The sequence below is a fragment of the Variibacter gotjawalensis genome (genome assembly GCF_002355335.1).
Lineage (GTDB): Bacteria > Pseudomonadota > Alphaproteobacteria > Rhizobiales > Xanthobacteraceae > Variibacter > Variibacter gotjawalensis.
In genome coordinates this window covers 4,022,648-4,045,554 of the sequence record NZ_AP014946.1, presented here as the reverse complement: position 1 = coordinate 4,045,554, position 22,907 = coordinate 4,022,648, and the positions used below count along the sequence as shown (strand labels likewise).

The 22,907-nt window shown below is 63.4% G+C and carries 23 protein-coding genes; 12 read left to right on the top strand and 11 right to left on the bottom strand.

Translation table 11 applies throughout. The features are described 5' to 3' along the window. Positions 1-3: 3 nt before the first annotated feature. From GJW30_RS19825 to GJW30_RS19805, 5 genes are all read right to left on the bottom strand, one after another. A complete protein-coding gene (locus tag GJW30_RS19825) occupies positions 4-759 on the bottom strand; it encodes an energy transducer TonB (protein WP_096358119.1) in 756 nt (251 codons plus the stop codon). Continuing rightward, positions 756-1,181: a TonB system transport protein ExbD gene (gene exbD, locus GJW30_RS19820; RefSeq protein ID WP_096358118.1), complete on the bottom strand. Its 426-nt coding sequence runs from the start codon at positions 1,179-1,181 to the stop codon at positions 756-758. The genes GJW30_RS19825 and exbD overlap by 4 nt, the downstream gene beginning before the upstream one ends. Then, positions 1,181-2,107, bottom strand: coding sequence for a tonB-system energizer ExbB (exbB, locus tag GJW30_RS19815; RefSeq protein ID WP_096358948.1), 927 nt, complete (start codon positions 2,105-2,107; stop codon positions 1,181-1,183). Before exbB ends, exbD begins: the two co-directional genes overlap by 1 nt. A gap of 250 nt (positions 2,108-2,357) precedes the next feature. After that, positions 2,358-2,801, bottom strand: a complete 444-nt coding sequence (locus tag GJW30_RS19810; RefSeq protein ID WP_096358117.1) for a MaoC family dehydratase — start codon at positions 2,799-2,801, stop codon at positions 2,358-2,360. Positions 2,802-2,831: 30 nt separating this feature from the next. Next, entirely contained in the window at positions 2,832-3,554 is a 723-nt protein-coding gene (locus GJW30_RS19805) for an SDR family NAD(P)-dependent oxidoreductase (protein ID WP_197703744.1), read from the bottom strand. Between the two features lie 218 nt (positions 3,555-3,772). On the opposite strand from GJW30_RS19805, the gene GJW30_RS19800 reads away from it, so the two are divergent. The 4 genes from GJW30_RS19800 to GJW30_RS19785 are packed head-to-tail and all read left to right on the top strand — an operon-like array spanning position 3,773 to position 7,463. Next, positions 3,773-4,522 carry an acetoacetate decarboxylase gene (locus GJW30_RS19800; RefSeq protein WP_096358946.1) on the top strand — a complete coding sequence of 250 codons (750 nt, stop codon included), beginning with the start codon at positions 3,773-3,775 and terminating at the stop codon, positions 4,520-4,522. A 3-nt stretch (positions 4,523-4,525) separates the two neighbouring features. Next, positions 4,526-5,470, top strand: coding sequence for a 3-hydroxyacyl-CoA dehydrogenase NAD-binding domain-containing protein (locus GJW30_RS19795; protein WP_096358116.1), 945 nt, complete (start codon positions 4,526-4,528; stop codon positions 5,468-5,470). An 8-nt stretch (positions 5,471-5,478) separates the two neighbouring features. Beyond that, a complete protein-coding gene (locus GJW30_RS19790; protein ID WP_096358115.1) occupies positions 5,479-6,681 on the top strand; it encodes a CaiB/BaiF CoA transferase family protein in 1,203 nt (400 codons plus the stop codon). 5 nt (positions 6,682-6,686) lie between these two features. Beyond that, positions 6,687-7,463 carry an SDR family oxidoreductase gene (locus GJW30_RS19785; RefSeq protein ID WP_096358945.1) on the top strand — a complete coding sequence of 259 codons (777 nt, stop codon included), beginning with the start codon at positions 6,687-6,689 and terminating at the stop codon, positions 7,461-7,463. Between the two features lie 3 nt (positions 7,464-7,466). Here the strand turns inward: GJW30_RS19785 and GJW30_RS19780 are convergent, their stop codons facing one another. Beyond that, positions 7,467-7,934: an anthrone oxygenase family protein gene (locus tag GJW30_RS19780; protein ID WP_096358114.1), complete on the bottom strand. Its 468-nt coding sequence runs from the start codon at positions 7,932-7,934 to the stop codon at positions 7,467-7,469. Then, positions 7,931-8,779, bottom strand: a complete 849-nt coding sequence (locus GJW30_RS19775; protein ID WP_347337724.1) for an SDR family oxidoreductase — start codon at positions 8,777-8,779, stop codon at positions 7,931-7,933. The genes GJW30_RS19780 and GJW30_RS19775 overlap by 4 nt, the downstream gene beginning before the upstream one ends. A gap of 75 nt (positions 8,780-8,854) precedes the next feature. Between GJW30_RS19775 and GJW30_RS19770 the strand changes: the two genes are divergently transcribed. Beyond that, positions 8,855-9,496 carry a TetR/AcrR family transcriptional regulator gene (locus tag GJW30_RS19770; protein WP_096358112.1) on the top strand — a complete coding sequence of 214 codons (642 nt, stop codon included), beginning with the start codon at positions 8,855-8,857 and terminating at the stop codon, positions 9,494-9,496. On the opposite strand, the gene GJW30_RS19765 is transcribed toward GJW30_RS19770, so the two are convergent. After that, positions 9,493-10,296: an aldose 1-epimerase family protein gene (locus GJW30_RS19765; protein ID WP_245408567.1), complete on the bottom strand. Its 804-nt coding sequence runs from the start codon at positions 10,294-10,296 to the stop codon at positions 9,493-9,495. The two genes, GJW30_RS19770 and GJW30_RS19765, sit on opposite strands and share 4 nt — an antisense overlap. 279 nt (positions 10,297-10,575) lie before the next feature. On the opposite strand from GJW30_RS19765, the gene GJW30_RS19760 reads away from it, so the two are divergent. The 5 genes from GJW30_RS19760 (at position 10,576) to GJW30_RS19735 (ending at position 17,569) form a co-directional block, all read left to right on the top strand. Then, entirely contained in the window at positions 10,576-11,793 is a 1,218-nt protein-coding gene (locus GJW30_RS19760; RefSeq protein ID WP_096358110.1) for an SAM-dependent methyltransferase, read from the top strand. After that, positions 11,793-12,077: a DUF427 domain-containing protein gene (locus GJW30_RS19755; RefSeq protein WP_096358109.1), complete on the top strand. Its 285-nt coding sequence runs from the start codon at positions 11,793-11,795 to the stop codon at positions 12,075-12,077. The genes GJW30_RS19760 and GJW30_RS19755 overlap by 1 nt, the downstream gene beginning before the upstream one ends. A 292-nt stretch (positions 12,078-12,369) precedes the next feature. Then, complete coding sequence (locus GJW30_RS19745) at positions 12,370-13,422, top strand: efflux RND transporter periplasmic adaptor subunit (RefSeq protein WP_245408566.1); 1,053 nt, start codon at positions 12,370-12,372, stop codon at positions 13,420-13,422. Continuing rightward, entirely contained in the window at positions 13,419-14,483 is a 1,065-nt protein-coding gene (locus tag GJW30_RS19740; RefSeq protein WP_096358106.1) for an efflux RND transporter periplasmic adaptor subunit, read from the top strand. Before GJW30_RS19745 ends, GJW30_RS19740 begins: the two co-directional genes overlap by 4 nt. Next, complete coding sequence (locus GJW30_RS19735; protein ID WP_096358105.1) at positions 14,480-17,569, top strand: efflux RND transporter permease subunit; 3,090 nt, start codon at positions 14,480-14,482, stop codon at positions 17,567-17,569. The genes GJW30_RS19740 and GJW30_RS19735 overlap by 4 nt, the downstream gene beginning before the upstream one ends. 15 nt (positions 17,570-17,584) lie before the next feature. Here the strand turns inward: GJW30_RS19735 and GJW30_RS19730 are convergent, their stop codons facing one another. Beyond that, positions 17,585-19,387, bottom strand: coding sequence for an ABC transporter ATP-binding protein (locus GJW30_RS19730; protein ID WP_096358104.1), 1,803 nt, complete (start codon positions 19,385-19,387; stop codon positions 17,585-17,587). Between the two features lie 269 nt (positions 19,388-19,656). Between GJW30_RS19730 and GJW30_RS19725 the strand changes: the two genes are divergently transcribed. Further along, a complete protein-coding gene (locus tag GJW30_RS19725; protein ID WP_347337742.1) occupies positions 19,657-20,115 on the top strand; it encodes an endonuclease domain-containing protein in 459 nt (152 codons plus the stop codon). A gap of 93 nt (positions 20,116-20,208) precedes the next feature. Here GJW30_RS19725 and GJW30_RS22775 read toward each other — a convergent pair whose 3' ends face one another. Both GJW30_RS22775 and GJW30_RS19720 read right to left on the bottom strand, forming a co-directional pair. Next, entirely contained in the window at positions 20,209-20,379 is a 171-nt protein-coding gene (locus GJW30_RS22775; protein ID WP_157746796.1) for a hypothetical protein, read from the bottom strand. Then, positions 20,376-21,626 carry an MFS transporter gene (locus GJW30_RS19720; protein ID WP_157746795.1) on the bottom strand — a complete coding sequence of 417 codons (1,251 nt, stop codon included), beginning with the start codon at positions 21,624-21,626 and terminating at the stop codon, positions 20,376-20,378. Before GJW30_RS19720 ends, GJW30_RS22775 begins: the two co-directional genes overlap by 4 nt. 199 nt (positions 21,627-21,825) lie before the next feature. On the opposite strand from GJW30_RS19720, the gene GJW30_RS19715 reads away from it, so the two are divergent. Next, positions 21,826-22,785 carry a Bug family tripartite tricarboxylate transporter substrate binding protein gene (locus tag GJW30_RS19715; RefSeq protein ID WP_096358102.1) on the top strand — a complete coding sequence of 320 codons (960 nt, stop codon included), beginning with the start codon at positions 21,826-21,828 and terminating at the stop codon, positions 22,783-22,785. Positions 22,786-22,907 lie beyond the last annotated feature (122 nt).

Below are 22,907 nucleotides of genomic sequence, written 5' to 3'. Positions count from 1 at the left end.
ACCTTACTTCGGCAGGGTAAATTTGACCGGAACCAGCATTTTCAGCTGAGCTTCGTCGATGTTCGACGGAGGAACGGGGAGCGGCTCGGCGCGGCGCAGCATCTCGATGGCGGCCTTATCGAGCGCGTCGCTGCCGGAGCCCTTCAGCACCTTGGCGTGGACCAGCTTACCGGCGCGGTCGACAGCGAATTCGATCTGCGTGGTTCCGGTCGCGCGGGCGCCGTCATTCGGATAGCGCTTGAAGCGCTGCAGGTGAGCGGCGAGACGCGCGCGCCATTGCGGCGTCTGCGGGTTGCCCATCGATGACGTGCGCGCGGTCTCCTCGCGGCGCTCGCGCTCTTCGACCGGCTGCTGCGTCTCGACGACTTTCTTCGGCGGCTCGGCGGTCGGCAGCGTGACTTCGGCGGCTTCCAGCGGCGCGATGTATTTCTGCGGATCTTCCGAGGGCGGCACTTCGGTCGGCGGCTTCTCGTCTTCCTTCTCGACCTTTTCCTCAGGCTTCTCGGCGTGGACGGCTTGCTGCTCTTCGACCGCTTCCTGCGGCTCGCCGCTCGCCAGCGCATTCGACGGCGAGACCTGATCCGGCATCGCGGCGAGTTCGAGATTCAGCGTGTTGCCTTCGTAGACGTCGGCAGCCTCTTCCTGATTCATCAATGCCCAAGCGACGCCGCCGTGCAGAGCGAGCACGCAAGCGAAGCACGCGCCCCAGCGGAAAACTTCTCGGCTGCGCGGTGAATCGTGGGCGTCGATATCGGTCATGTTCCTGGAGAGTTTTCCAGTGCGACCAAGGCAACTTTAAGGTAGCCGGCTGCCCGAAGTGCGTTCATTACATCCATCATTTCGCCATACGGCACCGACTTGTCGGCGCGGACGAAGATGCGCTGCTTGCGATCGCCGTTGGTGACGCGGCTCACCGCGGCGCCGATCTGGCCGCGCGTGATCGGCTCTTCGCCGAGCGCCACGGTCTTGTCGCGTTTGATGGTGAGGAAGATCGGTTTGTCGGGGCGCGGCTGTCGCTGCGCGTTGGTGCCGGGTAGGTCGACCGCAATGTCGACGGTGGCGAGCGGGGCCGCGATCATGAAGATGATGAGAAGCACGAGCATGACGTCGATGAACGGCGTCACGTTGATCTCGCTGACCTCGGCGAGATCGTCGCTCGGTGCCTCGAGCCGCGTGCCCATTATTCGGCCGCCATACGACGGGAACTCCGCGCCTGATGCGCGGCGGCTTCCTCGCGATCGAGATCGCGACTGACGAGGCGGAGGATTTCGGCAGCAGCGTCACCGAGCTGCGCGCGATACGCCGTGATGCCGCGGGCGAAGACGTTGTAGATCATGACGGCCGGGATAGCGGCGACGAGGCCGATCGCGGTGGCGAGCAGCGCTTCGGCGATGCCGGGCGCGACGACGGCGAGGTTCGTCGTCTGCGACTTCGAGATGCCGATGAACGAATTCATGATGCCCCAGACGGTGCCAAACAGGCCGACGAACGGAGCCGTGGAGCCGATGGTCGCGAGCACGCCGGTGCCACGCGAAATGCGGCGGCCGGCAGCGGCCTCGATACGCGAGAGGCGGGACGCGATGCGGTCCTTGATGCCTTCCTTCTCGTGCAGATCGGCCGACATATCGAGTTCGAGCTGCGCCGCGTTGACGAGCGAGCGCACGGTGCCGCGATTGCCGATCGTCTCCGAGCCTTCGTGCAGATCGCGCGCCTGCGAGAGCGCTTTGAGCGAGCGGTGCGCGACGAGGCGCGCGCTGTAAAGTTCGATGCCTTTCGCGAGCCAGACCGTCCAGGTCAGCAACGACGCGAAGGCAAGACCGATCATCACGGCTTTGACGACCAAGTCGGCCGCCATGAACATGCCCCACGGGGTCAGCTCATGCGGGAGAACGGCGGGGATCGCGCTCGGTGTTTCGGTCGCTTCTTCGGCAGCGGGCGCCGGAGTGGCCGGCGCAGGTGCTGCGGGGGGCTGCGCAGCCGGCTGTTGTTGCGCCGGTGCGGAGGGGGCCGTCTGCGCGAGCGCGACCGCTGGTGAAAACAGATGCCCTGCGAGCAAAGTTGCTGCGAGAAAAACGCCTAATGATCGCCGGAGCGCTGAGTGCCGCATGCGTCCAATCTTCTTTGCGAACGGAAGCCAGCCGATCACGAAAGCTGCGGCCGTGCCTATCGATCAGCGATATACACCCCGCACTGCGACGCAACAACCAAGAAAAGAACGCCTTGAATACATTATAGCTTTTCCAAAGAGTAGGAACGCTAAGTATTCGAAGCCACTGGCGCGCAGCGGGAAGTCATACATCAAGTATTCGTGCGCGTGCGTGTCGCCGCATCGCACCTATGACTCAGCGCGGCAACACCTATGCTTCGCTCGCGCGCGTTCTCACCATCAGCTTCGCCTGGCCCTGTTGAACCTGCTCGCCGTGCTGGTTGGTGATGTCGAGTTCGAGTTCGACGACGCCGCGATCGGCTTTTTTCGTCATGCGCTTATCGAGCACGCGGACGACGACCGACACCGTGTCGCCGCCGCGCACCGGCCGCACGAACTTCCATGTGATTTCGAGAAGTCCAAGCACGGTGCCGTTGAGCAGTCCGGATGCAAGGCCGAAGGCCATGCCGACCAGCATCGGCCCATGCGTGATCCGCCCGCCGAAATCGGACTCGGCGGCGAAGATCTCGTCCATATGCAGCGGATTGAAATCGCCGGTAAGGCCAGCGAATTGGCTGATGTCGGCTTCGATGACGGTGCGCCGCTGCGTGGCATGACGCGCGCCGGGTTCGAAGTCTTCGTAGTAGAGGCCCATCGGTGTCTCGTTCTCTCGCGATTGTCGCCGTTAGTGAAAGACGGTGCCGCCGTTGATGTCAAAGATCGCGCCGGTCGCGTAGCTGGCGCTCGGGCTGCAGAGATACGCGATGCAGGACGCGATCTCCTCCGGTCCGGCCATGCGGCGCAGGGGAAATCCGCTCGGATCGTAGCCTTGGCCGGAGGTCATGCCGGTGTCGACCGGACCGGGCGCGACCGCATTGACGAGCACGTTGTGTTCGGCGGCCTTGCGCGACAGCCAACGCATGAACGAGTGGAGGCCGCCCTTGGTGAAGGCGTAATGCGGGCCGGAGCGCACGCCGCCCATGTGCCCGGCGATCGAGCCGCAGAGAACGACGCGGCCTTTCTTGCGCTCCATCATTCCGGGGAGAAACGCGCGCGTCAGATTGATCGGGCCTTTGATGTTGACGCGGAGCACGCGGTCGAGCGCCTCGTCCCAGCCGGGCGCCATCCAGTCGTCGAAGGGGCAGATCGCGGCAGTGTCGACCAGCGCGTCGATCGGGCCGATCTCGCGCGCGAGCTTCTCGACGGCGGCGCGATCGCTGGTGTCGAGCTGATATATCGCGGCGGCTTTGGCGTTCTTCGCCTTCGTCTGCTCGATGCCGACGACGTCGGCGAGGATCACTTCGGCGCCTTGTGCGGTGCAGATCGCGGCGGTCGCGCTGCCAATGCCGCCGGCCGCGCCCGTGATGAAGATCCGCATGCCGGATAGATCGAAGGTCTTTGTCGTCACTGTTTCCGTCCCTTCGTGCGCACTCTTTCGCGTCTTCGTTGGCTCTGTGCCGAGAGGCTATCGGCATCTGTCGCGGCGCTCTAGCCGAATTCTTGCGTGCAGCGCGAAAAGCCGGCGTGACGCGCCCGCATATCTCAATTCTTGAGGGGTTGATCGGAAACGCAATGTCGTGAAACATCACGGCGTTTCCATAAGACAAAATTTTTTGGGGGGAAGTGGTGAAGAAAGAGGATGTCCTCAAGCAATACACCACGCCAGTGAATGCTCCGGCGTTTGTGCCGGGGCCGCATCGTTTCACGTCGCGCGAATATCTCAACGTCACGTACCGCACCGACAAAGCCGCGCTCGAAAAGATCGTGCCGGAGCCGCTCGTCATCGACGATCCGCTGGTGCGCTTCGAAGTCATGAAGATGCCGGACACGACCGGCTACGGGGCGTATGTCGAGTGCGGCCAGGCCGCAGTCGTGCGCCACAACGACGAGAAGGGCGAGTTCATCGTCGGGATGTATCTCGACAATCTGCCGGCCATCGCAGCAGGACGCGAACTCAGCGCATTTCCGAAGAAGTACGGCAAAGCCGATCTCATCGTCGATTCCGATACGCTTGTCGGCTCGCTCGATTACGGCACGATCCGCGTCGCTACCGCGACGATGGGCTACAAGCACAAGCCGCTCGATCACGAAGAGGCGCTGAAGGAAATCACGGTGCCGACCTTCATGCTGAAGATCATGCCGGGCTACACGAAGCGGCCGCGCATCTGCGAGCTGGTGCGCACGCAGATCACGAACGTTACGATCCGCGGCGCATGGAAGGGACCGGCGCGCATCCAGCTGTTCGAGCATGTATTGGCGCCGCTCGCAGATTTACCGGTGCGCGAGATCGTCTCGGCCTCGCACATCCTCACCGATCTGACGCTGTCGCCCGCGACGGTGATCTACGATTATCTCACCGACCAAGCCGGATCGTGAGCCATGACGGATATTCTCAAGCGATACGACACGACCGCGATCATCGGCGCCGGCGTCATCGGCGCGTCTTGGGCGGCGCTGTTTTTGGCGCATGGTCTTGCGGTGGTCGTCAACGATCCGCGCGACGATGTCGAGACGATCACGCGCGACTACATCGCTGGCGCCGTTCCGACGCTGAAGGCGCTCGGTATTCCGACTGACAATCTGACCAAGCGCCTGAGCTTCGAGCGGGATCTCGATAAGGCTGTCGCCGGCGTCGATCTCGTGCAGGAGAACGGGCCGGAGCGCGTCGACTTCAAGCAGGACCTCTGGGCGCGCATCGAAAAATCCGTGCCGAAGCATGCGCTGCTGCTGTCGTCGAGTTCAGGCCGCCCGGCGACCGAACAGAGCGCGAAGATGGCGGACGCCTCGCGTATGTTGGTCGGGCATCCGTTCAATCCGCCGCATCTCATTCCGCTGGTCGAGGTCGTGCCGGGCGAAAAGACGAGCGAAGAGGCGACGCAAGATGCAGCCGCATTCTATACGGCGCTCGGCAAGGTTGCGCGCATCCTGCGCAAGGAGATGAATGGCTTCGTCGTCAATCGTCTGCAGCGCGCGATCTTCCGCGAGTGCTGCCATCTCGTGATCGAAGGCGTGGTGACGGCGGACGAGCTCGACGACATCGTGACGAATTCGGTCGGCTTGCGCTGGGCGGCGGACGGTCCCTTCAGGTCATTCCATCTCGGTGGCGGGCCGGGCGGCTTCGAGCATTTCTTCCGGCAGTTCGGCCCCGGCCTCAATGAGGCATGGAAAAATCTCGCGCCGGTCAATCTCGGCCCGACAGAACAGCAGACGATCATCGATCAGGCAAATGCATCCTTTGCCAAGACGCCGATGCCGGAGCTTGAAGCCGAGCGCGATGCGAAGCAAATCGCGATCCTGCGTGCGTTGAAATCCGTGAAAGCTTAGAGGCCGTCATGATTTTCAAAGGGCTCAAAGTCCTCGATTGCAGCAGCTACATCGCGGCGCCGGCTGCCGCGACGATCCTTTCGGATTTCGGCGCCGACGTCATCAAGGTCGAGCCGCCGGGCGGCGATACGTTCCGTTATCTCAGCAAGATGCCGGGGCATCCGAAGAGCGAGCAGAACTATCCGTGGATGATCGTCTCGCGCAACAAACGCAGCCTGGAAATCGATCTCGGCAAACCGGAAGCGCGATTGATCCTCGAGAAGCTGGTGAAGAATGCGGACGTCTTCATCACCAATTTTCCGAACGCGGTGCGCAACAAGCTTGGCCTAACGTACGACGCGCTCGCGGCGCTGAACGATAAGCTCATCTATGCGTCCTTCACCGGTTACGGCGACAACGGCGCCGAAGCCGCGAAGCCCGGTTTCGATGTGACCGCATATTGGGCGCGGTCGGGCCTGATGGATACGGTGCGCGCCTCCGCGCAGGATGTGCCGGTGAGACCCGCCAGCGGGATGGGCGACTATCCGTCTAGCTTCGCGCTCTTCTCCGGCATCGTGATGGCGCTCTATCAGCGGCAGACTACCGGAAAGGGCAGCGAGGTCAGCTCATCGCTGATCGCGAATGGCCTATGGGCCGGCAGCTATTTCGGACAAGCCGCGCTCTGCGGCGCCGAGTTTTTCGATCGCCCGGCGCGCACCGAAGCCTTCAACGCGCTGACGAATTACTACCAGTGCCGCGACGGCAAGTGGCTGATCCTCACCATTCTCAACGACGATAAGCAGTGGCCGGATTTCTGCCGCGCCCTCGAGGTCGACGCATTGATCGACGATGCGCGGTTTGCCACGCGAGCTGATCGTTTGAAGAATGCGCGCGATCTCACGCATATTCTCGACGAAGCCTTCGGCAAACAGGATCGCGCTTATTGGCGGCCCCGACTCAACGAGCGGCGCATCGTGTTCGATATCGTCTCGGTGCCGACCGACATTCCGAAAGATCAGCAGCTCAAGGACAACAACATCGTCATCAAGTTCGCCGACAGCGACACCTTGACGATCACCTCGCCGGTGGAGATACGCGGTGTCGAGAAGGTGACGCCGCGCATGCCGCCGAGCGTCGGTCAACACACGAACGAAATTTTGCGCGAAGCGGGATTCGATGACGCGGCCATCGCGTCGTTCCGTGCGGCCGGTGCGCTCGGCAAAGGAGAATAACAATGATGAAGATCGAAGAGCTGTTCTCGGTGCGCGGCAAGGTCGTGCTCGTCACCGGCGGCAGCCGTGGCCTCGGCGAGATGATGGCGCGGGCTTATGTCGAGAACGGCGCTAAGGTCTACATCTCGGCGCGCAACGCGGACGCATGCGAGCATTTGGCGAAGGAGCTCTCGCAGCACGGCGAGTGCATCGCGCTGCCGGCCGATCTCTCGACGATGGATGGTGTCGAGACGCTGGCGAAGGCGCTGGAGGGGCGCGAGAAGAAGCTCGATATCCTCGTCAACAACGCCGGTGCGAGCTGGGGCGCGACCTTCGCGGAGTTTCCCGAGAAGGGCTGGGACAAGGTGATGGACCTCAACGTGAAGTCCGTTTTCTTCCTCACGCAGCGTCTACTGTCGTTGTTGGAAGCGTCCGCCAAGCCGGACTCTTATGCGCGCGTCATCAACATCGGATCGATCGAGGGCATCCGCACGACGCATCTCGAAGCTTATTCGTATGCGGCGTCAAAGGCGGGCGTGAATCACCTGACACGGCTGATGGCGAAGTTCCTTGCGCCGAAATTCATCGCCGTGAATGCGATTGCTCCGGGGTACTTCCCGTCCAAGATGACGGCCGGGCTCGACGAGGAAGACGCAAAGGAAACCGTCGACGCGTCGCCGATGAAGCGGCAAGGCCGGCCGACCGACATGGCCGGCATTGCGCTGTATCTGTCGTCGAAGGCAAGCGACTTCGTCTGCGGCGCCGTCATTCCGGTCGACGGTGGTCTTGCGACGACGGCGTAGCCGTCATCGCATCAGCACTGCGGTGAACAAGCCGGCCGCGGCGAGCGATGCCGCAGTCCGCACGCTGTTCCACATGACCCAACGGTCGAGATAGTGCGCCCAGAATTCGGTCGCGGCCGCGCCGGATTGGACCGCCATCAGCGCATTGTTGAGCGGTACGTTGAACGCCATCGTGACGCCGAAGCAGCCGAGCACATACAGCGCGGCGGCAGCGAGAACCATCAGCGATGTCGTGCCTTGCCAATTGATCAGCATGACAAGTGCGATAACGGCACTGAGAATCGCCGTGCCCGTGAACAGCCCGAGGAACAGCGGGTTGAGCACTGTGACGTTGATCGACTGCATCGCCGCGATGCCTTGCTCGGGCGGGATGCGTTCAAGTCCTGCCATCACGAAATTCGAGAAGGCGAAGAAGATGCCGGCGACGAGCCCGCAACCGAGCGCCGCCGTGAAAGTGAGAACGGCCGTCATGCGGTCGCTCCATTCGTCGCCAGCGCGGGTTGCCGATCCCAGGTGCCGCGCTTCGCTTCGGCTTTGACGAAGTCCGAGAAATCGCGGGCCGGGCGGCCAAGCGCTTCGAACACGCCGTCGCGGGTTTCGCGATTGCGTCCGTCGAACAGCGAGAAGAGGTAGAGCAGGAGCGAGGTGTATTCGTCCGGGATCTTCGCGTCCGCCGCGAGCGCGCGGAACGCGTCGGGCGAGATCGTCTCGTAAGTGATGTCGCGACCGGTCGCTTTCGCGATCTCGGCAATCGCCTTCGCATAGGGGATCGCGCGCGGGCCGGTGAGTTCGTAGAGCTTGCTGGAGTGGCCGGGCTGCGTCAGCGCCGCAACTGCGACCTCTGCGATGTCGTCCGCATCGATGAACGGCTCCGGGATCGCCGGCACCGGCAGTGCGAGTTTCCCGGCCACGACCCAATCGCGAAACGCCTCGGTGAAATTCTGGTTGAACCAGCTCGCGCGAAGGATCGTCCAGTCGGCGCCGGACTGCAGCAGCGCGCGTTCGCCGTCCTCCGCTTCCGGTTCGCCGCGGCCGGAGAGGAGAACGATGCGCTTCACGCCCGCCGCCATCGAGGTGCGGAAGAAGTCGTCGATGATCTCCAACGCCCCCGGCACTGCGAGGTCCGGTTGGAACGCGACATAGACGGCGCCGCAGCCGTCGAGCGCCGGTCCCCAGGTCGATTTGTCGTTCCAGTCGAAGCTCGGCGTTTCGCGCCGAGACCCGACGCGCACTGAATATCCCCGATCCCACAACAGTTTGGCGATGCGCGAGCCGGTTTTGCCGGTCCCGCCCGTGATGAGGAATGGCATTGTCATTTCCATGCTCCGTGTTAATGTGAGGAATGCTCACGTTGATAAACGTGATAAGTCCTCACATTTTGAAAGTCAAGCATGTCGGTCAGGAAAATTGCGGAAATGCGCGAGGCGTCGAGCGCGCGGCGCTCGCCCGCGCAGGCGCGCAGCCGTGAGCGGATGGAGCGCATCCTTAGCGTCGCAACCGACCTGATCGCGCGTTCGGGCAGCGACGCGTTGAAGATGAGCGACGTCGCGGCCGGCGCCGAGATTTCGATCGGCTCGCTCTACCAATACTTTCCGGACAAGGCGGCAATCATCCGCATGCTGGCCGAGCGCAACGTCGCAACGAGCCGTCAGTGCATCGCGGAGGCGCTGGAAAAAGTGCGCGATGTCGAAGAGCTGAAGCGCGCCTTCGCCAGTCTGGTCGATCAGTATTACGGGATGTTTCTGGCGTCTCCCGTGATGCGCGACATCATCTTCGGCATGCAGGCCGACAAAGACCTGATGACGATCGAGTTGGCGGAGAGCCGGGCGAGCGGCGCGTTGCTCACCGAGGTCATGACGCGCGTTCACGCGAAGCTCGATGCATCGAAGGTGGCGGCTTCGTCGTTCCTGATTTGGCAACTCGGCGAACACGTGATGCGGCTTGCCGTGTCGGTCGATCGTGCCGAAGGAGACAAGCTCGTCGAAGCGTATAAGCGCATGATGCTGCGCGAGATCGCGCAGCCGGGCGGCTAGGGGCCGGCGCAGCACATCGTCACGGCATGCTTCGCGGCGTCGCCGGGAGCGAGCAGGCGCATCGAGGGCTTCTCGCGAATGTCGCCGGAAAATCCTTCCGGGTCGCCGTGTCCGGTCCACGCCTCGATGCAGATGAAAGGCGCGCCGGGTCGGCTCCACAAGGCGAGATGCGGGAACTCCTCGGTGGCGAGTTCGATCGCGGTGCCGTCCGGTGCGATGAACCGCACGGCTTTGCTCCGACCATCGAGAAAGCAAATTGCTTCGTTGGCGAACAGCGCGTCGTTCAGCGCAAGCCGGCGGCCTGTGAACGGTATCGTACGATGGTCCGCAGCGAAGAGGCCGCCATCGGTTATGCGCGGCACGCTCGCGCGCTCCTCTTCGGCGAATTCGATCACATAGTCGTCGCGCTGTCCGCCCGCGAAGGGCCACGCAAACCCGGGATGCAGGCCGAGCGCGTAGGGCAGGTCGCGGTCGCCGGCGTTCGTAACGACGAAGTCCACGCGCAGCGATGCGGCTTCCAGCGTGTAAGTGACTTCAAGGCGGAAACTAAATGGGAAGCGCGCGCGTAGTTGTGGCGTATCCCGCAGCGCCAAGGTGACGCTATCTTCCGCCCGCCCGACGACCTCGAACGTTTCGCCCGCCGCGAAGCCGTGCACGCCCATCGCGTAAGCTTGGCCATCGACGTGGATCATGCCATCGCGGGCCCAGCCGACAATCGGAAACAGGATGGGGCTGACGCGATCCCAGAAGCGCGCGTCGCGGTGCCACAGGAGATCGCGGCCTGCGACAGTCCATCGCACGGGCTCGGCGCCGTGTTCGTGAATTGTCGCGGTGGCGGAACCGAAGGTAAGGAGAATGCTCAGTGGGTCGTTTCAAATCTGCTCGTTGGGCAAATCTGCTCCCTGGGAACGTCAACCATGCGAGGCACGCATTGCGGCGCACGATGAGCGCCGCCACATATTGTCTCGCCGGGATTTCTTACGTTAAGATTCTCGCCGGTTGAAGTGCCGCGTTTTCGCGACGTGCCGCCCCGACCATTCCGGCGCGTCACGTCCGCAGTTTGGAGACGAAGAAGCGCTATGTCGATTGTGACCTCACCGCCGCCGACCTCGGCTCTTGAACGCCTGCGCCCAAGCGCGTGGTTGCGCGCCGTGCTGCTGCGCCATCTCGGGCGGGTCGATCAGGGCCGCTTGACGATAGAGACGCCGAGCGGTGAACGCATCCATGTTTTTGGGCGCGAAGATGGGCCGGAGGCGACTGTCGTCATCAAGCGTTGGCGCGGTATCTGGCGTTTGTTCCGCGGCGGCGATGTCGGTTTCGCCGAAGCCTATATGGATGGCGATGTGGCGAGCCCGGATCTCACCGCACTGCTTATGTGGGCGACCAAAAACGAGGCAGCTCTTGCTTCCGCGATGGAAGGCTCGCGGCTGGCGAAATGGACCGGCCGTGCGCTGCATGTCCTCAACGAGAATACGCGGCGCGGCTCGCGGCGGAACATCGCGGCGCATTACGATCTCGGCAACAAATTCTACGAAGGCTGGCTCGATCCGAGCATGACCTATTCGTCAGCCATGTATCAGTCGCCGACACAAAGTCTCGAAGACGCGCAGGCGAACAAGATCGCGCATGCGATCGAGCTTCTGGAGGTCCAGCCACACGACAAAGTGCTGGAGATCGGCATCGGCTGGGGCGCGATGGCGCGCGCGCTGCTCGCCAAAGACGCGACGCTCACCGGCGTCACGCTCTCGACCGAGCAACTTGCTCTCGCGAGCGACCGCGTGCGCGCCGAAGGCGACAAGGCCCAGCTGCGCCTGCAGGATTATCGCGACGTTGACGGCTTGTTCGACAAGATCGTTTCGATCGAGATGATCGAGGCGGTCGGCGAGAATTATTGGCCGACATTCTTCCGCACCGTGCGCGAGCGCCTCAAGCCGCACGGCATCGCGGTGTTGCAGGCGATCACGATCGAGGTCTCGCGCTTTGCGGCCTACCGGCAGCGGCCGGACTTCATACAGCGCTACATTTTCCCGGGTGGCATGCTGCTCACCGTCGATGCGATCCGACGCGAGGCCGAACGCGCCGGTCTGGCGCTGGTGAAAGCCGATATGTTCGGCGAAAGCTACGCGCGGACGCTCGCCGAATGGCAACAGCGCTTTCAGCGCGCATGGCCGTCGATCCAGGCGCTCGGCTTCGACCTGCGCTTCAAGCGCATGTGGGAATACTATTTGGCCTATTGCGAGACGGGCTTCCGCCTCGGCACGCTCGATGTCGGGCAATACAAACTGGTGGCACGCTGATGCGCGCAAGTGTGAAAGGCTCCGTCGTAGCCGATAGTAACGACGTCATAGCGTGCGCGGGCTATCAATATTTCCCGACGCGCGACGTGCGCACCGAGTGGCTGGAGAAAACGGCGAGAACGCCGGACGATCTCAAGTGTCCACACGGTGTGCAGTTCTATGATGTCATCATCGACGGCGATCGATATGCGCGCGCGGCGTGGCAGTACGAGGCGCCGCTTCCCGCGATGCAGGCGACGGCCGAACGGTTCGGCTTCTGGCGCGACGTTGAGGTGAAGCCGTAGAATTCGTAGCCCGGATGAGCGGCGGCGAAGCCGCGCGACATCCGGGAACTGAATTAGCCGCGAGTCTGTTCCCGGATTTTGCGTACGGCGCTAGCGCGCCGCCGCTTCATCCGGGCTACGAAGTGCAAGTCGAGTCAACTTTACATTCCGGCAACAAAACCGACGCAATTGCGGCATCCCGCATGCGCGATACATTGCGCTGCAGCATGCACGGCGCTATGAGAGCGCAGTTGCTTTAGCAATTTGCATGGCTGCTCCAGGAGGCTTTCCGATGCGGGCGGGGATTAGTTGTTTGGCGCTTCTGCTTTTGGCCGGATGCGGCCAAGAAGCCGCGCCGCCTGAGCGCCAGCCGCTCAGGGTCGGCGTCGAGACCGCGCGCGCGACCGACTATGCGCCCGCCGTCGTTCTTACCGGCGAGGTGAGAGCGCGCATCCAGAGCGATCTCTCGTTCCGAGTCAGTGGCCGCGTGATCCAGCGCAACGTCGATGTCGGCGCGCATGTAACGCCCGATCAGGTGCTCGCCGAGGTCGATCCGCAAGAGCAGCAAGCCAACGTTACGGCCGCCGAGGCGACCGTGCAGGCGGCCGAAGCGCAGTTACGTCAGGCATCGTCCGCGTTCGATCGGCAGAAGCAGCTGATGGATCGCGGCTTCACGACACGCCGCGAATACGATCAGGCCGAAGCATCGTTCCGCACCGCCGAGGGCACGCTGCAATCCGCGCAGGCTCAGCTCGGCACCGCGCGCGATCAGCTCGGTCATACCATCTTGCGCGCCGGTGTCTCGGGAACGATCACGGCACGCAACGTCGAGGTCGGGCAGGTCGTGCAGGCGGCGCAGACGATGTTCAGCATCGCGCAGGACGGCCCGCGCGACGCGGTGTTCAACGTTTACGAGTCGGTGTTCGTGCAGCAGCCGGCCGACGACGGCACGATCGAACTCGCGCTGATATCCGACCCCGCCGTGACGGCGAAGGGCAAGGTGCGCGAGGTCTCGCCGACGATCGATCCGCAGACGGGCACGGTGCGCGTCAAGGTCAACATCATCGATCCGCCGCCCGCGATGGCGCTCGGCGCGCCCGTTGTCGGCTCCGGCAAATTCCGCGCGCGGTCGCTGGTGATCATTCCGGCCGCGGCGCTGACGCTCGATAGCGGCTTCCCCGCCGTTTGGGTTGTCGATCCGACGAAGAAGACCGTGTCGCTGCGCAAAATCGTCATCGATAGCTATCACACGGGTGAGGTCGTGCTGCGCGATGGCGTGAAGCCCGGCGAAGTGCTCGTGACCAGCGGGGCGCAACTTCTATGGCCGAACAAGGTCGTCGCCTTCGCACAGGGAGGCGCTAAATGAAATCGCGCTTCGCTTTGCTGCTCGTTCCGCTCGCGCTCGTTGCCTGCAAGAAGGAAGAGCCGCCGCATGTCGTGCGTCCGGTGCTCTCGATGCTGGTCGAGCCGCATGTGCCGCGCACATTCGGTTTCGCCGGTGTCGTCGAGCCACGTTATCGCTCGACACTCGGCTTCCGCGTTCTCGGACGCATCGTTGCGCGCGACGTCAATGTCGGCGATCCGGTGACGCGCGGGCAGCGGCTCGCCGCGATCGATCCGGTCGCGCTGGAGCTTGCGGTGCGGTCCGCGCAGGCCGATCTTGCAAATTCGCTGGCGCAACTTGCTAATGCGACCGCAACAGAGTCGCGCCAGCGGACGTTGCTCGAGCAAAACACGACAACGCAGGCGCAATTCGAACTCGCCCAGCAGTCGCGCGAGTCGGCGGAAGCTTCGGTGTCGCGCGCCCGCGCCAATCTCGCGAAAGCGCAGGAGCAATTCGGCTACGCGCAGCTGACGTCCGATTTCGACGGCGTCGTGACCTCGGTCGATGCCGAGGTTGGGCAAGTCGTGTCGCCCGGCCAGACGGTGCTGTCGGTCGCGCGACCGGATGTGCGTGAGGCCGTCGTCGACGTGCCGGAAGGCATCGCGGGTGGGCTCGAAGCGGGCACGCGCTTCGATGTGCATCTGCAGATCAGCCCGGACGTTCATGTCGCGGGTGTTGTGCGCGAAGTCGCGCCGCAGGCCGATCCGACAACGCGGACGCGGCGCGTACGCATCACGCTGGAGAACCCGCCGTCGAGTTTCCGGCTCGGCACCACGATCACGGCGAACGTAACGAGCAAGCCATCGCCCGAGATCGAACTGCCTGCATCCGCAGTGCTCGATCAGAACGGCGCGACGAAAGTGTGGGTCGTCGACGAGAGCGCCAAGACGGTGTCGCTGCGCGATGTACGTATCGGCCGGCGCGACAATGGTTGGGTCAGGATCGCGGAGGGCGTAACGCCCGGTATGCGCGTCGTGACGGCAGGCGTGAATAGCCTGCAGCCCGGCCAAGCGGTGAAGATTGTCGAAGGAGCGGCGCGGTGAGCAATTTCAACCTCTCCGACTGGGCGCTCCGTCATCAGTCGATGATCTTCTACTTCATGATCGTTTCGGCGATTGCCGGCGTCATGTCGTATGTCAGCCTCGGCCGTGAGGAAGATCCGGCCTTCACGATCAAGACGATGTTGATCCAAGCGAGCTGGCCGGGCGCGACCGCGCAAGAAACCATCATGCAGATCACGGATCGCATCGAGAAGAAGCTCGAAGAGTTGGAGCAGCTCGATTTCACGCGCAGCGTGACGGTACCGGGGCAGACGACGATCTTCGTCAATCTGCGCGACAACACGCCGGCGCGCGACGTGCAGCCGACGTGGAACCGCATCCGCAATATGATTGGTGATATCCGCGCGCAGTTCCCGCAAGGTACGCAAGGACCGTTCTTCAACGACCGGTTCGGCGATGTTTACGGCAACGTTTATGCCTTCACGTCTGATGGCCTGACGCAGCGGCAACTGCGCGACTATGTCGAGAATGTCCGCGCCAAAGTGCTGACCGTGCCGAATGTCGGCCGCGTCGATCTCGTCGGTGCACAGGACGAAGTCATCTATCTCGAATTCTCGACGCGGCAACTCGCGGCGCTCGGCATCGATCGCAACGCAGTGATTCAAACGCTCCAGCAGCAGAATGCCGTTTCGCCGTCCGGTGTCATCCAGAGCGGGCCGGAGCGTGTCGCGGTGCGCGTCGGCGGGCAGTTCAGCTCCGAGGAAAGCCTCAAGGCGATCAACATCCGCGCCAACGATCGCTTCTTCCGGCTCAGCGATGTCGCGACGGTGACGCGCGGCTACCAGGACCCGGCGACGAATCTCTTCCGCTTCCGTGGTGAGCCCGCCATCGGCCTCGCCATCGGCATGAAGCCCGGCGCGAACCTCCTGCAGTTCGGCGAGGCGCTGAAGCACAAAATGCGCGAGATCATCGGCGATCTGCCGATCGGTGTCGGCGTGCATCTCGTGTCGGATCAGCCGGTCGTCGTCGAGGAAGCGGTCGGCGGCTTCACGCGCGCGCTGTTCGAAGCCGTCGCGATCGTGCTCGTCGTCAGTTTCATCAGCCTTGGCTTGCGCGCCGGACTGGTCGTCGCGTTGTCGATTCCGCTGGTGCTCGCGATCACGTTCCTGATCATGGCGTATCTCGGCATCTCACTGCAGCGCATCTCACTCGGTGCGCTGATTATCTCGCTCGGCCTCTTGGTCGACGATGCGATGATCGCGGTGGAGATGATGGTCGCGCGGCTGGAGGCCGGCGATAACTTACGAAAAGCCGCGACCGCCGTTTACACATCGACCGCGTTCCCGATGCTGACCGGCACGCTGGTCACGGTCGCGGGCTTCATTCCGATCGGCCTCAACTCGAGCGCTGCCGGTGAGTACACTTTCACGCTGTTCGTCGTGATTGCGGTGTCGTTGCTGCTGTCGTGGATTGTCGCGGTGATCTTCACGCCGCTGCTCGGCGTCCACATCCTCCCGAAGACGATGCATAAGCACGATGCGAAGCCGAGCCGTTTCGCGACGATGTTCCGGCGTACTCTGCTGCTGGCGATGCGTGCGCGATGGATCACGATCGCGATCACCGTCGCGATGTTCGCGCTGTCGGTGTTCGGGATGCGCTACGTGCAGCAGCAATTCTTCCCATCGTCGGATCGGCCCGAATTGACGGTCGATTTCACGCTGCCGGCCAATGCGTCGATTGCCGAGACGAAAGCGCAGATGGACCGCTTCGAGAGACATCTCGCGGGCGATGCCGACATCAATCGCTGGTCGTCTTATGTCGGGCAGAGCGCCGTACGCTTCGTGCTGTCGTTCGACGTGCAGCCCGCCAACGTCTTCTATGGGCAGGTCGTGATCGTCACGAAAGACCTCGCGGCGCGCCAGCGTGTTCAATTGCGGCTCAATAAGGTGCTGCAGGACGAGTTCGTCGGCGTCGACACGCTGGTCAATCCGCTGGCGCTTGGTCCGCCGTCCGGCCGTCCGATTCAGTATCGCTTGAGCGGGCCGGACCTGCAGGCGCTTCGCTTCCAGGCGCACAAGCTGGCGCAAGTCGTGAGCGAGAATGGGCGTATCGGCAGCGTCGTCTTCGATTGGAACGAGCCCGCGCGTGTGCTGAAGGTTGATGTTCTTCAAGATAAAGCGCGGCAACTTGGCGTATCGTCGGAAGATATTTCGCAGACTCTCAACGGTGTCGTCGGCGGCGCTGCCGTCACGCAGGTGCGCGACAACATTTATCTCATCAACGTTGTCGGCCGTGCCCGCGGCGAAGAACGCGGCTCGATCGAGACCTTCCAGAATCTTCAGTTGCCGGCGCGCAGCGGGCAGTCGGTCCCGCTCGCGGCGGTCGCGAATTTCCGTTACGAACTCGAGCAGCCGTTGATCTGGCGGCGCAGCCGCGTGCCGACGATCATCGTCAAAGGCACGATCACGGACGCGACGCAGCCGGATACGCTGGTCAAGCAGCTCGAGCCGAGCATCAAGAAATTTACCGAGGAACTGCCGGTCGGCTTCAGCATCGTAGCGGGTGGCCCGGTCGAAGACAGCGGGAAGGCGCAGGGGCCGATCGCGGCGGTCGTGCCGCTGATGCTGCTGATCATGGCGACGATCCTGATGATCCAGCTGCAGAGCTTCAGCCGATTGTTCCTCGTCGTCGCGGTCGCGCCGCTGGCGCTGATCGGCGTCGTCGCCGCGTTGTTACCGAGCGGCGCGCCACTCGGCTTCGTCGCGATCCTCGGCGTGCTGGCGCTGATCGGCATTCTCATCAGAAACTCGGTGATCCTGATCGTGCAGATCGAGGATCATCGCAAAGAGGGTTGGAACGCTTGGGACGCGGTGGTTGACGCGACCGAGCATCGCATGCGGCCGATTCTGCTCACGGCGGCAGCGGCATCGCTGGCGCTGATCCCGATTGCGCGCGAAGTGTTCTGGGGCCCGATGGCTTACGCCATGATGGGCGGCATCATCGTCGGTACGGTGCTCACGCTGCTGTTCCTGCCGGCGCTTTACGTCGCGTGGTTCCGTATCCACGAGCCGGCCGAGGGCGAGCGCGAACCGCCGCCGGCCCACGCCGAACCGGCGACGGTGCACTAATCTCGCCGCGTACGATTACGCGGCAAGTCCCTTGGTGAGTTCGAGCGCTTGACGCTCGAACAATGCGCGGTAGATGCCGCCGTCAAGACGCACGAGGCTGGCGTGGTCGCCTTCCTCGGCGATCGTGCCGCGGTCGAAGACCAAGATGCGATCCATCGCGCGGACCGTCGAGAGACGATGCGCGATAACGATTGTCGTGCGGTTCGCCATCAGCCGCTCCATCGCCTCCTGCACCAACGCCTCGGATTCCGAGTCGAGGCTGGAAGTTGCCTCGTCCAGGATGAGGATCGGCGCGTCGGCGAGGAACGCTCGCGCCAGCGCGACACGCTGACGTTCGCCGCCCGACAGCTTCACGCCGCGTTCGCCGACCAGCGTCGAATAGCCGGAGGGCAGCCGCGTGATGAAGTCGTGCGCGTTGGCGAGGCGCGCCGCGCGCTCGATATCGGACTGGCTCGCGCCAGGCCGGCCGTAAGCGATGTTCTCCGCCAGCGAGCGGTGGAACAGGAGCGGCTCCTGCTGAACGATCGCAATTTGGCCGCGCAGGCTCGCCTGCGTCGCCGCCGCGATCTCCTGGCCGTCGATCGCGATGCGCCCCGCGTTGACGTCGTAAAGCCGTTGGATGAGCTTGACGAACGTCGTCTTCCCGGAGCCGGAACGTCCGACGAGGCCGACCTTCTCGCCGGCGCGCAGCGTCACCGAGAAGTCGCGATAGAGCGGCTCCGCGTGACCGCCGTAGTGGAAGGTCACGTTCTCGAAGGCGACTTCGCCGCGCGTCACCTTGATCGGCTTCGCATCGCTGCGATCCGCAACGCCGAGCGTGGCCGCAGACAACGCCACAAGCTCCTCCATGTCGTTCACGGAGCGCTGGAGATTGTGCACGTGCATGCCGACATCGCGCAGATAGCCCTGCACGACCGTGTAGGACGTAAGAACGAAAGCGACGTCACCGGCGCTCGCCTGACCACGCATCCACATCACGAGCACGCCGCCGAGGATGGCCGCACGCAACACCAGCAACACGGCGTTCTGCGCCGTGCCCGCGTTGGTGCCGCGCAGCCATGTGCGCCGCGTGCGGGTCCGCCACTTTGAGAGGACGTGCGAAAGCCGCGCATCCTCTCGTGCCTCCGCGCCGAACGATTTCACCACCGCGTTGCACGAGACAGCGTCAGCCAATGCGCCGCCGACGCGGGTGTCCCACGAGTTCGCGAGCCGTGCCGACGGCGAGACGTACTTCAACGACACCACGACCGTCATGCCGACATAGACGACGGCGCCCGCAAAGACGATCGCGCCGAGGATCGGCCAATTCCAGCCGAGCAGGATCGTCGTGCCGACGAGCACCACGATCGACGGCAGCAATGCGATCAGCAGCGTGTCGGTCAGCAGGTCGAGTGCCCACATGCCGCGCGTGACTTTGCGCACGGTCGAGCCCGCGAAGTTGTTCGCGTGCCAGTCCGTCGAGAAGCGTTGCACGCGGGCAAAGCCTTCTTGCGCGACCTCCGTCATCGTCTTCAGCGTCACCTGCGTGACGCCGACGAAGGTGAGGTGGCGGAAGACAAGTGCGCCAACGCCGAGCGCCAGCATTGCGCCGAGCGCCCATAGCGCAGCGCGCGTCGCGGCGTCACGGTCCGTGAGGCCGAGCGCGACCGCGTCGACGAGTTTACCCGCGAAGAGCGGGACAAAAACGTCGGCCATCGTTTGGATGACGACGAGCGCCGCGACGAGGGAGACCGCGCCGCGTTGCCGCGCCCAATGCGCGAACGTGAAGGAGAGCGCCGCCCGAAAAGGGTCGGGTCGCCGAAAGGTTTGTTTCGACATAATGTTCACCGGCGCCGTGAGGCCGCCGACTCCTGGCAACGCGCACGCAGATGCGTCACGCGCCGCTTCGAATGATTATCGGTAGGGTGAAAAGTCCAGCTGACCGCTTATGAGGCGGGCCGCGGATTCGCGCGAACTAACGTCGCGACATCCCGGAAGGGAAGATCGTGCAGATCATATTCAATGCAGTCCTCCCGCGCTGGAGTTGAAGGTCGCGCGCTTTTGCCGAACGACCTTGGCGGAAAAATGGCACGGTGGTTAGATTGGTGATGCGTTGCGGTCTTTCCCTCTCCCGCTTGCGGGAGAGGGTGGCGAGCTTTGTTCGCGAAGCGAACCGCGAGCCGGGTGAGGGAATGCTTAACGGGCAGAAACGGGATTCGGCACGATCGCTACGCCGCGATAGCACGGAGGCGGAACGCCGCTTGTGGTGGATGCTGCGGGATCGCCGGTTCGCCGGGATCAAGTTTCGGCGGCAAGTTCCAATTGGGCCATTCGTTGCAGATTTTGCGTGTATCTGTCGAAAGCTCATCATCGAAGTTGACGGCGGGCACCACGCCAACAGTGCTTCCGACGCGCGGCGCGATACTTACCTGCGGGCGGAAGGCTGGCACATTATCCGATTTTGGAACAATGACGTTTTGTCAAATCGAGAGGGCGTTTGGCTAACGCTCGAGCAAGCGATTTGCCCTCACCCCAACCCTCTCCCGCAAGCGGGAGAGGGAGTCTAAGCGCTGCGGCTTGCCGCTTTTTTCCCTCTCCCGTTCACGGGAGAGGGTGGCGAGCGTTGTTCGCGAAGCGAACCGCGAGACGGGTGAGGGGAGCTAAAAACAATAAGCCGCGATGACATCGAGGAGATATTTCGGGCCCTCGATGCCCCACACCGCGAACAAGCCACCGAGCACGGCGGCGCCGGCAAAAGCCGCACCCCAGACAAGCCAGCGCGGCGACGTGTTCGTCGCTTGCGCCGGCGTATCGTGGGGTCGGTCGCTCATGCGGCTGCGGTCGCGGCGGCGCGGAGGCGTGGCACCGGCTCTTCGCGAATGAACCAATGGATGGCCGCGGCGAACAGGCCGAGGCCGACCGAGATCCACCACATCGCATCGTAGTTGCCTTGGATGTCGTAGAGGCGTCCCGCGCCCCAGCCGCCCAAGAAGCTGCCGATCTGGTGGCTGAAGAACACGATGCCCCACAGCATCGCCATATGGGTCTGGCCGAACATATAGCCGACGAGCCCGCTGGTGAGCGGCACGGTGCCCAGCCAAAGGAAGCCGAGCGTCGCCGAGAAGATCAGCACCGACATCCACGAGAGCGGCAGGACGAGAAAGATGATGAAGCCGACCGCGCGCAGGAAGTAGAGCAGGGCGAGCAAGTCCTTCTTCGAATGCTTGGCGCCGAGCGCACCCCAGATCAACGCGCCGGCGAGATTGAAGAGACCGACGAGACCGATAGCCCAGCCGCCGAGTTCGAGCGGCGTGATCGGGCGGCCGAAGAACGACATGCCGATTGCGTTGTCGGCGATATAAGCCGGCAGATGCAGGCCGATGAAGGCGACGTGGAAGCCGCAGACGAAGAAGCCGATGATCAGCAGGATATAGCCGCGCGTGCCGTAGGCCTCGGTCAGAGCTTCCTTCGTTCCCTGTGGGATCGGCGCGCCGACGGCGGGCGCGGCGCGGTTCGGCTCGCGAATGCCGATCGCGAGCGGGATCATGATGATCGAGAGAAACGTCAGGACCCACATCGTGAAGTGCCAGTCGCCGAATTTGGCTTGCAGCACGGAGGCGAGCGGCACGATGGCGAATTGGCCGAACGAGCCGCCCGCCGTCGTGATGCCGAGCGCGAGCGAGCGCTTCTCCGGCGGCGTCTGTCGCGAGACGGCGCCGAAGATCGGGCCCATACCGGCGGCCGCAAGGCCGAAGCCCGCGATGAGGTTGCCGAGGATCAACAGCGTGCTGCCGCTGGCGAACGCGATCGTCGCCATGCCGGCGACGTAGACCAAGCCGCCGACCGCGACTGTTTTCGCGGAGCCGAAGCGGTCCGCCATGTTGCCGGCGAACGGCGCGAGTGCACCCATCAACAACATCGCGAGCGCGTTACCGAACGACCAGACTTCGCGGCCGACGCCGAGGCTTTCAGAAATCGGCTTCTGGAAAATGCCGAAGCTTTGTCGCGCGCCCATGCCGATGGTGAGGATGGCGGCACCGCAGAGCACCGGGACCCAGAAGCTTCGTTGTTTGGTCATGCGCGTCATCGCCCCAGCATTGAATGTTCAGCCTACGCCAAAAGCGGCCACGCGGGCACTGCCCGCGAGCCGACTAACTTGCATTATGATAGTTAATGCTTTCGCGATGTCAACGGTGCGGATCGCTCCTCACCTGTGCTAGCGATCGAGACGAGACCGCACGCGCGGCAAGCGCAGAAGGTGGTCCGAAGGAGGAAGCATGCTTCGTGGATTGATTGCTGCGCTCGCCCTCGTCACGTCGTTCGCCGCGCAGGCGCAGACGTATCCCGATCGCCCCGTGAAAATCATCGTGCCGTATCCGGCAGGCGGAACAACCGACATTCTGGCGCGTGTCATCGCGGACAAGCTCAGCAAAAAGCTCGGGCAGAATTTCGTTGTTGAGAATCGCAGCGGCGCGAGCGGCTCGATCGGAACGCAAGCCGTGCATCAATCGCCGCCGGATGGGTACACGCTGCTGATGGGCACCGTGAACACGCACGGCATCAATTCGAGCGTGTTCAAGCAACTGGCTTACGATCCGCAAAAGGACTTCATGCCGATCACGATGGTCGGCGCGACGCCAAACGTGCTTATGGTGCATGCATCGCTTGGGGTGAATTCGGTCGCCGATTTGATCAAGCTCGCGAAGGCGCAGCCCGGCAAAGTCGATTTCGGTTCAACGTCGGTCGGTGCGTCCACGCATATGTCCGGCGAGCTTCTCAAAGCGCTCACCGACATCAACATCAATCACGTGCCGTATCGCGGCGCCGGGCCGATGCTGAACGACCTCATTGCGGGCCACATCAAAGTCGGCGTCGACAATCTGCCGTCGTCGATCGGGCATATCCGCGCCGGCACCGTGAAAGCGCTCGCGGTGACGACAACGCAGCGCTTCCCAAGCCTCACGGATGTGCCGACGATGGTCGAGGCCGGCGTGCCGGGGTATGAGGTCTCCGCATGGTTCGGTCTCTTCGCGCCGGCGAAGACGCCGCAGGCGATCGTCGATAGGCTGCATCAGAACGTTGTCGCATCGCTCGGCGAAGACGACGTGAAGACGCGTCTGCTCGAGCTCGGGGCGGTACCGTCGCCGATGTCGCAGCAAGCGTTCGGCGATGTGGTGAAGCGTGAAGTCGAGAAGTGGCCGCCGGTCGTACAGAAAACTGGCGTGAAGGTGGAGTGAGCGTGGAGTGAGTCATCCGTCATCCTAAGGAGCGTTGCGAAGCACCGCGTCTCGAAGGATGGCGGCCTCAACGTTGTGACTGCGGAATGGGCCGTCGTCCTTCGAGACGCCTGCGGTCCGGC